This is a genomic window from Streptomyces sp. NPDC002032 (assembly GCF_042890765.1).
GTDB lineage: Bacteria > Actinomycetota > Actinomycetes > Streptomycetales > Streptomycetaceae > Streptomyces.
This window is the reverse complement of record NZ_JBIASM010000004.1, coordinates 510,896-521,619: the sequence shown is the minus strand read 5'-3', so window position 1 is coordinate 521,619 and position 10,724 is coordinate 510,896. Positions and strand designations below refer to the sequence as shown.

The 10,724-nt window shown below is 75.7% G+C and carries 10 protein-coding genes; 6 read left to right on the top strand and 4 right to left on the bottom strand.

The annotated features are described in order from the left end of the window. The first annotated feature begins 11 nt into the window (after positions 1-11). From ACFYYT_RS13990 to ACFYYT_RS13975, 4 genes are all read left to right on the top strand, one after another. Complete coding sequence (locus ACFYYT_RS13990) at positions 12-1,928, top strand: ABC transporter ATP-binding protein (protein ID WP_351828265.1); 1,917 nt, start codon at positions 12-14, stop codon at positions 1,926-1,928. 61 nt (positions 1,929-1,989) lie between these two features. Next, positions 1,990-2,373: a VOC family protein gene (locus tag ACFYYT_RS13985; protein ID WP_351828263.1), complete on the top strand. Its 384-nt coding sequence runs from the start codon at positions 1,990-1,992 to the stop codon at positions 2,371-2,373. Positions 2,374-2,443: 70 nt separating this feature from the next. After that, positions 2,444-3,511, top strand: coding sequence for a MerR family transcriptional regulator (locus ACFYYT_RS13980; protein WP_351828260.1), 1,068 nt, complete (start codon positions 2,444-2,446; stop codon positions 3,509-3,511). Positions 3,512-3,533: 22 nt separating this feature from the next. After that, the gene (locus ACFYYT_RS13975) at positions 3,534-4,172 is read left to right on the top strand and encodes a hypothetical protein (protein WP_351828257.1); all 639 of its coding nucleotides are present in this window, start codon (positions 3,534-3,536) and stop codon (positions 4,170-4,172) included. A gap of 43 nt (positions 4,173-4,215) precedes the next feature. Here ACFYYT_RS13975 and ACFYYT_RS13970 read toward each other — a convergent pair whose 3' ends face one another. Next, positions 4,216-6,282 (bottom strand): NB-ARC domain-containing protein, encoded by a 2,067-nt coding sequence (locus tag ACFYYT_RS13970; protein ID WP_351828255.1) that lies wholly within the window; start codon positions 6,280-6,282, stop codon positions 4,216-4,218. An 80-nt stretch (positions 6,283-6,362) separates the two neighbouring features. Beyond that, positions 6,363-7,073 carry an FCD domain-containing protein gene (locus ACFYYT_RS13965; RefSeq protein WP_351828252.1) on the bottom strand — a complete coding sequence of 237 codons (711 nt, stop codon included), beginning with the start codon at positions 7,071-7,073 and terminating at the stop codon, positions 6,363-6,365. A gap of 123 nt (positions 7,074-7,196) precedes the next feature. Here ACFYYT_RS13965 and ACFYYT_RS13960 point away from each other — a divergent pair, with 123 nt between their 5' ends. Then, positions 7,197-7,730: a gluconokinase gene (locus ACFYYT_RS13960; RefSeq protein WP_388607900.1), complete on the top strand. Its 534-nt coding sequence runs from the start codon at positions 7,197-7,199 to the stop codon at positions 7,728-7,730. Positions 7,731-7,782: 52 nt separating this feature from the next. Further along, positions 7,783-9,183: a gluconate:H+ symporter gene (locus tag ACFYYT_RS13955; protein WP_351828246.1), complete on the top strand. Its 1,401-nt coding sequence runs from the start codon at positions 7,783-7,785 to the stop codon at positions 9,181-9,183. Here the strand turns inward: ACFYYT_RS13955 and ACFYYT_RS13950 are convergent. Both ACFYYT_RS13950 and ACFYYT_RS13945 read right to left on the bottom strand, forming a co-directional pair. Beyond that, a complete protein-coding gene (locus ACFYYT_RS13950) occupies positions 9,131-9,427 on the bottom strand; it encodes a hypothetical protein (RefSeq protein WP_351828244.1) in 297 nt (98 codons plus the stop codon). The genes ACFYYT_RS13955 and ACFYYT_RS13950 overlap by 53 nt on opposite strands. Then, on the bottom strand, positions 9,424-10,629 hold the full coding sequence (locus ACFYYT_RS13945; RefSeq protein WP_351828241.1) for a hypothetical protein: 1,206 nt from the start codon (positions 10,627-10,629) through the stop codon (positions 9,424-9,426). The genes ACFYYT_RS13950 and ACFYYT_RS13945 overlap by 4 nt, the downstream gene beginning before the upstream one ends. Between the last annotated feature and the right edge of the window lie 95 nt (positions 10,630-10,724).

Below are 10,724 nucleotides of genomic sequence, written 5' to 3'. Positions count from 1 at the left end.
GCGTGGGCCCCATGGACATGGAAGTCACCGCATGGCACTCGCTGCACAGTGCGATCAACGCCCAGCAGGACCGGCGGCCCCTCTCACGAGCGAGCCTGCGCCGGATCGCCGCCTTCGCCCGGCCGCACCGCCGCGGCCTCACCTTCTTCCTGGTCCTCAGCGTGGTGGGCGCGCTCCTCGCGGTGGCCACGCCGTTGCTGGCCAGCAGGATCGTGGACGCGATCGTCCGGCGCGGCGACGACGGGACCGTCACCCGGCTCGCGCTGCTCATCGCCGTGATCGCCGTCGCCGACGCGGGGCTCGGCCTGCTGACCCGCAAGCTGTCCTCCACCCTCGGTGAGGGGCTGATCCTCGATCTGCGGACGGCGGTCTTCGACCACGTCCAGCGGATGCCGGTGGCCTTCTTCACCCGGACCCGGACGGGCGCGCTCGTCAGCCGGCTCAACAACGACGTGATCGGCGCGCAGCGGGCCTTCAGCAACACCCTGTCCGGGGTGGTCGCCAACACCGTGACCCTGCTGCTGACGCTGGGGGTGATGCTGACCATCTCCTGGCAGATCACCCTGCTGGCCCTGGTGCTGCTGCCGGTGTTCGTGCTGCCGGCCCGCCGGATGGGGGCCAGGATGGCAGGGATGCAGCGGGAGGCGTCGGCGCTGAACGCCGCGATGGGCACCCAGATGACCGAACGTTTCTCCGCCCCCGGCGCCACCCTGGTCAAGCTGTTCGGGCGGCCCGCCGACGAGTCGGCCGAGTTCGCGGCCCGCGCGGCCCGGGTGCGGGACATCGGGATCCGTACGGCGATGGCCCAGTCGGCCTTCATCACGGCCCTCACCCTGGTCTCCGCGCTGGCCCTGGCCCTGGTCTACGGCCTCGGCGGCCACTTCGCGCTGCGCGGGACGCTGGAGGCGGGCTCCGTCGTGGCGCTCGCCCTGCTGCTGACCCGGCTGTACGCCCCGCTGACCGCGCTCGCGGGGGCCCGCGTCGAGGTGATGAGCGCCATGGTCAGCTTCGAGCGGGTCTTCGAGATCCTGGACCTGGAGCCGCTCATCTCCGAGAAGCCGGATGCCCGCAGGGTGCCCGAGGGGCCGGTGGCGGTGGAGTTCGACGGGGTCTCCTTCGGCTACCCCGCCGCCGACAAGGTCTCGCTGGCGTCGCTGGAGGAGGTCGCCACGCTCGACGTCCGGGGCGGCGCGGAGGTCCTGCACGAGGTGTCCTTCCGGGCCGAAGCGGGCCAGATGGTCGCCCTGGTCGGTTCCTCCGGCGCCGGGAAGTCGACCATCGCCCAGTTGCTGCCCCGTCTGTACGACGTGGACGCGGGGGCCGTGCGCCTCGGCGGGATCGACGTGCGTGACCTCACCGCCGACTCGATCCGCGAGACCCTCGGCATGGTCACCCAGGACGGGCACCTCTTCCACGAGTCGGTACGGGCCAACCTGCTGCTGGCCCGCCCCGGCGCGGGCGAGGACGAGATCTGGGAGGCGCTGCGCCGCTCCCGCCTCGACGGGCTCGTCGCCTCGCTGCCCGACGGGCTGGACACGGTGGTCGGCGAACGCGGCTACCGGCTCTCGGGCGGTGAACGCCAGCGGCTGACCATCGCCCGGCTGCTGCTCGCGCGGCAGCGCGTGGTGATCCTCGACGAGGCCACCGCCCACCTGGACTCCACCTCCGAGGCCGCCGTACAGGAGGCCCTGGCCGAGGCCCTGGCGGGCCGGACCGCCGTGGTGATCGCGCACCGGCTGTCGACGGTGCAGGCCGCCGACCAGATCCTGGTCCTGGAGGAGGGCCGGATCGTGGAGCGCGGCACCCACCACGAGCTGCTGGCGGCGGGCGGCCGGTACGAGGAGCTGTACCGGACGCAGTTCGCCGCCCGCGACACGCAGGGCCCCGGCCCCCTCGCGGACGGCGCGGCGGCCGTCTCGGGCGGATGATGCCCGAGGACCCGCGCGCCGTCCCGGCGCCGGGCCGTCCCGCCGACGAGGGGAGCCCGTCATGGACGTCAAGCTCGAACTGGTCGCCGTCCCGGTCACCGACGTCGACCGTGCGAAGGCCTTCTACGAACGGCTCGGCTTCCACGCCGACCACGACGTCACCGTCAGCGACGAGATCCGCTTCGTCCAGCTGACCCCGCCCGGATCGGCCTGTTCGATCGCCATCGGCAAGGGCCTGACCCGGATGGTCCCGGGGTCGCTGGACAACCTCCAGGTGGTCGTCGCCGACATCGAGGAGGCGTACGCGGACCTGCGCGGGCGGGGTGTGGAGGTGACGGAGGTCCAGGACATGCCGTGGGGGTCGTTCGTGTACTTCACCGACCCCGACGGCAACGGCTGGGCCGTCCAGCAGACCACCCCCCGACCGCCGCCGGCCACCGGCTGAGCCCCTGACGGGCGTCCTGGACGCCCCGGCGTTTGACCTTCGAGTGGGATGAGGGCCGATCATCGGGGCCATGGACGCCACCCCAGAACTGATGGGCATCAGTGCCTTCGGCCGCCTCGTCGGGCTCGCGCCGAGTGCGCTGCGCTTCTACGACGACTGCCGCGTACTGCTCCCCGCCCACGTCGATCCGGCCACCGGGTACCGGTACTACGCCGGGTCCCAGCGGGACCGGGCCACCCTGCTGCGCGGACTGCGCGAGGCGGGCCTGGCGCTGCCCGACGTGGTCTGCGTCCTGGACGGGCCGCCCGAGCGGGCCCGGCAGGTGCTGGAGCGGCACCGCCGGATGGTCCGGGAATCCGGGCGGGCCGCCGACGCGGCGGTCCGGGCCGTCCTGGACACCCTCCCGGCGGGCCCCCGCCGTACCGAGGTCACCCTCGGGGGGCCGGAGCTGGCGAGCGCCGTCCGGCAGGTGGCACCGGCGGCCGGGCGGGATCCGGAGCACCCCGTACTGGGCTGCGTGCTCGTGGAGTTCGACGAGGACGAGGTCCGCTTCGTCGCCACCGACCGCCACCGGCTCTCGCTGCGCACCCTGCGGCCCGCCGCCGTGACCGGTCCGCCCGGGCGGCTGCTGGTCGGGGCCCGGGCCCTGGTCGAGCTGGGGGCGTGGGCGGCCCGGGCGGCCGAGGTCACCCTGACGGCGGGGGCGCCGGGCGAGCCCCTGACCGTCCGCCACCCGGGCGGTTCGCGCGAGCTGCCGGTGTCCGGCGGGACCTACCCCGCCTACCGGGAGATGCTCACCGCCCTGGAGGCCGAGCCCGTGCCCACGCACCGGGTCGTGGTGGACCGCATCGCGCTGCTCGCCGTGCTCGGCGCCTGCGGGGAGGAGCCCGCCGTGGCGCTGGAGCTGGGGCCCGACCGGCTGCGGGTGGCCGGGAGTGAACTCCCGGCCGTGTGCGCGGAGTCCGCTCCGGTGCGGGTCGCCTTCGACCCGGCGGCGCTGGCGGGCGCGCTGGAGGCGAGCGTGGGGCCCGACGTACTGCTGGAGATCCCGGCCACGCTCCGCCCCGCGCTCGTCCGCTCCGCCGACCAGGGCAGCTTCACCACCCTCGTCATGCCGGTCACCCTCCCCGACTCCTGAACACCCGACGACAGGAATCCCGATGGACCCCCGCAACGCCGTCGTACGCCTCTGCGCGGAAGGCATGGCCGCCGAGGCCGAAGGGCGCGGCGCCGACGCCCGCACGCTCTTCGCGCGGGCCTGGGACGCCGCCCGCGACGACTACGAGGCCTGCGTGGCCGCGCACTACCTCGCCCGCCACCAGCCCACCCCCGAGGAGACCCTGCGCTGGAACCGGACCTGCCTCGACCTCGCGGACCGGGTGGGCGACGAGCGGGTGCGCCCCTTCTACCCCTCCCTCCACGGCTCTTTGGGCCGCGCCCACCTGGAGCTCGGCGAACCGGACGCGGCACGGCGCCACTTCGAGGCCGCCGCCGGGCACCTGGACGGGCTGCCGCCGGGCGGCTACGCGGACTGGCTGCGGCTGCGCATCGCCGAGGGGCTGCGCGCCACCGCCCCCGGGCCGGGCGCCCCGGACCCGCTGGCCCCGCTGCTGGAGCGGCTCGCCGCCCGCGCCGACCTGGCCTCCCTGGCCCTGCTGCTGCCCCCGTACCTCACCGACCTGGGGCGCCCCGAGGACCGGGAGCGGCTCACCGGCGCCCTGCGCATGCTGCACGCCGAGCGGCGGCTGCCGGACTCCGACCAGGCGGTCCTGGCGGGGGTGATCGGCGCGCGGGGCTGAGGGCCGTCAGCAGGGGTGGGGGCCGTCTGAGGGGTGCGGCCTGTCAGCAGGGGTGGGGGCGGCCGCGCAGTTCCCGGCCGTGCCGGACACCCTCGGCGAAGGCGGCCCGGTAGGCCTCGTCTCCCAGTGCGGCGCGGGCCGTGCGTTCGAACTCCGCGCGCATGGAGCGCAGTTCGGGCGTGCCGCGCTGAGGGTGGCCGACCGCCTGCCAGAAGGCGTGGCCCGCCCCGTACGCGTGCGCGCCGCCCGCCCCGTCACCGTTCGCGGCCCGGGCGGCGGCCAGCAGGTCGAGGCCGAGGGCGGTGCCGAAGCTGTCGCCGAGTTCCCGCTTGCTCTCCAGCATCGCCCGGGCGTGCTCGGCGGACTCGGCCGGGCGGCCCTCGAACAGGCTGATCAGGGCCAGCTGGTAGTCGGCGTAGGCCCGCGTCCAGTACTCCTGCCGGGCCACGCACCCGGCCCGCAGCCGCTCGGCCTCCGCGCGCGCGTCGGCGAACAGGCCGCTGCCGGTCAGCGCGAAGACCCGTACGAGGTGGCAGCGCAGCCGGGGCGCCGAGTCGAAGGGCGTGCCGGTCAGGGCCTCCAGGGCATTGTCGGCCACGATCCGGGCGGCCAGCGGGCGGCCCGCCAGCAGGTGGCTGATGCCGAGCAGGTAGGCGGCGTCGAGGGCGGGTTCCCGGCCGGCGCCGGCCCGTGCGGCCAGGGATTCGCAGGCCACCGCGATCCGGTGGGCCTCCTCGTGTTCGCCCTGGAGGAGCAGGGTCACTCCGAGGGCCCACAGGGCGCGCATCCGGCCGGCCGTGTCCACCTCGGCGGGGCGGGCCGCGGCCAGGGCCCGTTCCAGGTAGGAGCGGGCGACGTGCAGGCAGCCGCAGCAGGCCCAGAAGAAGCCGACGCGGCCGCCGAGTTCGAGGGCCGCGGTGGGATCGGTGGCCAGGAGGTGGTCGAGGGCCGCGCAGATGTCCCCGTAGGCGGCGGCGACCCTGCGGTAGGCGTCGCGCTGGCCGGAGCCGAGCCAGTCCGCCTCGGCGGCGCGCACCAGTTCCAGGAAGTGGGCCGCGTGCCGGGTGCGCAGGGCGTCGCCCTCGCCGACGCCGTCGCGCCACATGGCCCCGTACTCGCGGATGGTGTCGAGCATCCGGTGGCCCGTGCCGTCGGTGGTGCGACGGACGACGGACTTGGCGACGAGCGAGGCGAGCAGCGGCGTCACCTGCGCTTCGTCGAGCGGCGGCGCGGAGCAGACGGCCCGGGCCGCCGCCCCGTCGAAGGTGCCCCCGAAGACCGAGAGCCGCAGCCACAGGAGGCGCTCCCGGGGGGTGCACCACTCGTGGCTCCAGCCGATGGCGGTGCGCAGGGCCCGGTGGCGGGGCGGCCGCTCCCCCGGGCCGCCGGACGACGGGCCCGCGGGCAGCGGGCCGATCCGGCGGGCGAGCCGGTCGGCGAGCTCCTCGACGGTGTGGTCCGTCAACTGCGCGGCGGCGAGTTCCAGCGCGAGGGGGACCCCTTCGAGCCGGGCGCAGACCGCCCGGGCGGCGGCCAGCCGCTCCGGCGTCCACGGCGGCGCCTGCCCGGGGCGGACGGCGTCGGCCCGCGCGGTGAAGAGGGCGAGGGCGTCGTCGGCCCGCGCCGGTCCGAGCTCCAGGACGTGCTCGGAGTCCAGCGCGAGGGGCTCCCGGCTGGTCAGCAGCACGACGAGGTGCGGGGCGGCGTCCAGCAGGTCGCGTACGAGGACCCGTACGGGCGCCACGAGGTGTTCGCAGGAGTCCAGTACGAGGAGCAGCCGGCGCGGCCCGATCCACGCGCGCACGGCTTCGGCGAGGGTGCGCGGGGTGTGGTCGTCGAGGCCGAGCGCGTGCGCGACGGTGTCCACCAGCAGCCGGTCGCCGGGCAGCGGGGAGAGATCGGCCCAGTGGATCCCGTCGGGGAAGGCGCCGGCCGGTCCGGCGGGCGCCGCCAGGGCCTCCCGGGCCAGCCGGGTCTTGCCGACCCCGCCGGGTCCGGTCACGGTGACCAGCCGCCGCCGGGTCAGGGCCGCCCGCAGCGCGGCCAGTTCGGCGTCCCGGCCCACGAAGGAGGCGGCCGCGTCCTCGTTGCCCTCGGCATGTCCCCGCACGCGCCCAGTGTGGCGCACGGCGCGGGGTCCGCGCACCGGACGGAGCCGGAGCCCGGCCCGGAGCGGGTCCGGGCTCCGGCTCAGGGGGCGAGGACGTCGAGCTCCTCCAGGGCGCCCAGGGCGATCTGCCGGGTCAGGGCCTCGGCCGCGGCCGCGTCCCCCTCGCGGACCGCCTCGGCGACCCGGACGTGGAGGGTGACGGCGGCCGGGTCGGGGTCGGGGAACATCACGGAGTGCTGGGTGCGGCCGGTGAGGACCTCGGCGACGACGTCCCCCAGGCGGGCGAACATCTCGTTGCCGGAGGCGTTCAGCACGGTGCGGTGGAAGGCGACGTCGTGGTGGAGGTAGCCCTCCAGCTGGTGGCCGCGCGAGGTGCGGACCATGCCGAGGGCCGCCTCGGTGAGCTCGGCGCACTGCTCGGGGGTGGCCCGGGCGGCCGCGAGTCCGGCCGCGACGGGCTCGACCGCCGAGCGCAGGACGGTCAGCGAGCGCAGCTGGCGCGGCCGGTCGCGGCCGGCGAGGCGCCAGCGGATGACGCGCGGGTCGTAGACGTTCCATTCCTCGGCGGGGCGGACCGTGACGCCGACCCGGCGGCGGGACTCGACGAGCTGCATCGACTCCAGGACGCGGACGACCTCGCGGACCACGGTGCGCGAGGCGTCGAAGCGCAGGGCGATCTCGTCGGTGCGCAGCACGCTGCCGGGCGGGTCCTCCCCCGCCGTGATGGCGAGTCCGAGGGTGTCCAGTACCTGGCTGTGGAGTCCTGGGCCCGGACTGCCTTCGGTGGTCATGGCGTAAGCGTACGGTGACGGGCGGGCGAACCAATGGTGTGATGTTTTACTGCTGACCTCTTGAATAAGTACTACTTAATGAGGTTCAGTGGGGGCCACCCGGGCCTCCCCCCTCCCGGGCCGATGTCAACGAGGACAGCGAGGTACGACGTGAGCTCCCAGCGCGTCATTGTGGTGATGGGCGTGGCCGGCACGGGCAAGACGACCGTGGGCCGGCTGCTCGCGGAGGCCCTCGGCCTCCCCTACGCGGAGGGCGACGCCTTCCACCCGGCGGCCAACGTCGCGAAGATGTCGGCCGGCACCCCGCTGGACGACGCCGACCGCGGGCCCTGGCTGGACGCCATCGGCGAGTGGATCGGTGAGCGGGCGGGCCGGGGCGGCGGCGTGGTCGCCGCGTCCTGCCTCAAGCGCGCATACCGCGACCGGTTGCGCGCCGCCGCCCCCGGGGCGCTGTTCGTCCACCTCACCGGAGAGCGGGCCCTGATCGGGGAACGCATGGCCGGGCGCACCGGCCACTTCATGCCCGCCACCCTGCTGGACTCCCAGTTCGCGACCCTCGAACCGCTCCGGGCGGACGAGGACGGGGTCGCCGTCGACGTCGCGGGTACCCCCGAGGAGATCACCGGGCGGGCGCTGGCCGCCCTGCGCCGCCTCTGACGGACCCCTCCCCCCCTCCCCCCCACCCCTCCCCACAGTCAGGAACCCCACCGTGACCGGTCTCAGCGTCGAGACACTGGCGGCGGCGGCCGCACCCGCACCCATCACCTCGGCCGGACACGCCCAGCTGGGCATCGCGGTCCTGCTGGGCATCGCCGTCATCGTCCTGCTCATCACCCGCCTGAAGATGCACGCCTTCCTGGCCCTGACGGTCGGTTCACTGGCCCTCGGGTCCTTCGCGGGCGCCCCCCTGAACAAGACGATCGCCAGCTTCACGGCCGGCCTCGGGGCCACGGTCGCGGGCGTCGGCGTGCTGATCGCGCTCGGCGCGACCCTCGGGAAGCTGCTGGCGGACTCCGGCGGCGCGGACGAGATCGTGGACACGATCCTGGCCCGCGCCAAGGGCCGGGCCATGCCGTGGGCCATGGTGCTGATCGCCTCCGTGATCGGGCTGCCGCTCTTCTTCGAGGTCGGCATCGTGCTGCTGATCCCGGTGGTGCTGCTCGTCGCCAAGCGGGGCAACTACTCGCTGATGCGCATCGGCATCCCGGCGCTGGCCGGGCTGTCGGTGATGCACGGGCTGATCCCGCCGCACCCCGGCCCGCTGGTCGCCATCGACGCCCTGCACGCCAACCTCGGGGTCACGCTCGCGCTCGGTGTCCTCGTCGCGATCCCGACCGTGATCATCGCCGGTCCGCTGTTCTCCCGTTACGCGGCCCGCTGGGTGGACATACCGGCCCCCGAGCACATGGTCCCGCAGCGCCCGTCGGCCGAGGTGGCACAACGGCCCCGCTTCGGGGCCACGGTCTTCACCGTGCTGCTGCCGGTGGCCCTGATGCTGGTCAAGGCCCTGGTCGACATCGTCGTCGACGACCCCGCCAACGGGCTCCAGAAGGTCACCGACGTCGCCGGCTCCCCGCTGATCGCCCTCCTGTCGGCCGTGCTGGTGGGGATGTTCACCCTCGGCCGGGCGGCCGGGTTCACCCGGGCCCGGCTGTCGTCGACGGTGGAGAAGTCCCTCGCGCCGATCGCCGGCATCCTGCTGATCGTGGGCGCCGGCGGCGGCTTCAAGCAGACCCTGATCGACGCGGGCGTCGGTCAGATGATCCTGGACCTGTCCAAGAGCTGGGCCATCCCGGCCCTGCTGCTGGCCTGGCTGATCGCGGTGGCGATCCGGCTGGCCACGGGGTCGGCCACGGTGGCCACCATTTCGGCGGCCGGGCTGGTTGCCCCGCTCGCGGCCGGCATGTCCACGACGGAGACCGCGCTGCTGGTCCTGGCGATCGGCTGTGGCTCACTGTTCTTCAGCCATGTCAACGACGCCGGGTTCTGGCTGGTGAAGGAGTACTTCGGGATGAGCGTCGGACAGACCGTCAAGACCTGGTCGGTGATGGAGACCATCATCTCGGTGACGGGCCTCGGCTTCGTCCTGCTGCTGTCACTCGTGCTGTGACGCCCCTGTGCACCCCGTCGAGCTGGGCGGCGGCGAGCGCGAAGCCGTCCGCGGCCCGGGAGCAGCGGTCCGCGAGGGCGGTGACCTCGGCGCGGAAGGCGTCGGCCTGGGGGCCCCGCCAGTCCAGTGCGGCGGCGTTGGCCCGCAGCCGGCGGGCGTGGGAGCGCAGGGCCGCGCAGTGGCTGCGCAGCCCGTCGGACGGGCCGGGCGGGCCGGACGGGGGCAGCCGCGGGGTGTCGCTCACGGGTGGCTCCAGGAGTTCGTGGTCCGTGGGCGGCCGTCCTCGCCGAGCGGGAGCACCAGGCCGGCGGTGACCCGCCCGGCGACGGCGGCGCCCGCGCCGTCGCCGTCGCCCCGCCCCGCGGCGAGGGCCGACGGGGACAGCGCGTGGACCCGGGTGCGGGGGTCGGCGGGAGTGCGGGCGTCGGCCGGGGCGCCGACGGCGAACAGGTGGCTGACCGCGTAGACGGCGGTGAAGTCCCGGTCGGCGGCCAGGTCCATGGCGGTGACGGCGCCCGCTCCGCGGCCGACCAGGACGACCGCGGAGCCCGAGGGGACCAGCGCGCGCAGGGTCCGGGACACGTCCCGGGCCCGCGGCAGGTCCCGGTCGGCCAGCTGGACCACGTACCGGGAACCGCCCCCGGGGAGCGCCACCCGCTGGATCAGCAGGGTGTCCCCCGCCCCGGGGCGGCCCGTGTTGCGGACGTACCCGGCGAGGGTGCCGGTGGTGTCGGGCGCCCCCGGCCGCCGGGGCCCTGGACCCGTTTCGGGCGCCGGCCGGGTGGCCGGGCGGGGCTCGCGGGAGAAGAAGGCGCGCAGGGCGGCGCCGAGGCCGAGCAGCGGCTCCGCGGTCTCCGCGCGGCCGGTGGCCACCTGCCAGCCCGCGTGGTCGTTGAAGGGGTTCTCGTCGGTCAGGGCCTGCCACGCCAGGATGTCGGCGAAGGCCGGCGCCAGCAGGGCGAAGGCCTCCGCCGGACCCCGCTCGCGCAAAATGCTCCGGAAGGCGCGGGCCGCCTCGTCCTGCCGGTCCTCCGCCACCGCCGCCAGGACGGCCGCGCAATCGGGGTCCGCGAGCAGATCGGGCCGGCCCGCGCCGGCCGCGCGGATCCGCGCCTTCAGCCCGCAGACGGCGGTGGTCACCGCGAGGCTCTCCCGGCGGGCCAGGATGCCGGCGAACCACCCGGCCCGGGCCACGCCCCGCCCGCGCGGGGCCCAGCCGAGGCCCGCCGGATCGGTGAGGGTGCGCAGCAGGGTCCGCCACGCCCGGCGCCGGCGGCTGCCGCGCCCGACGAGGGCGGCGACGGGCAGACGGGCGCCGAGCGCGAGGCCGGAGGCGTACCGGGCGGCTTCGCCCACGGCGTCGGCGGCCTCGGCCAGTTCCCGGCACAGGGCGTCGAGCGCGTCGACGTCCGGGTCGGTGGCCTGCACGGTCACGGCGTCGGACATGGGCTCCTCGCGGGGGTGCGGCAGGGTTGCGGCCGGTGGGGCCGTGCGCGGGCCACGGCAGGGCCGGGCGTCCTCGTACGGCGACTTCGGCATCA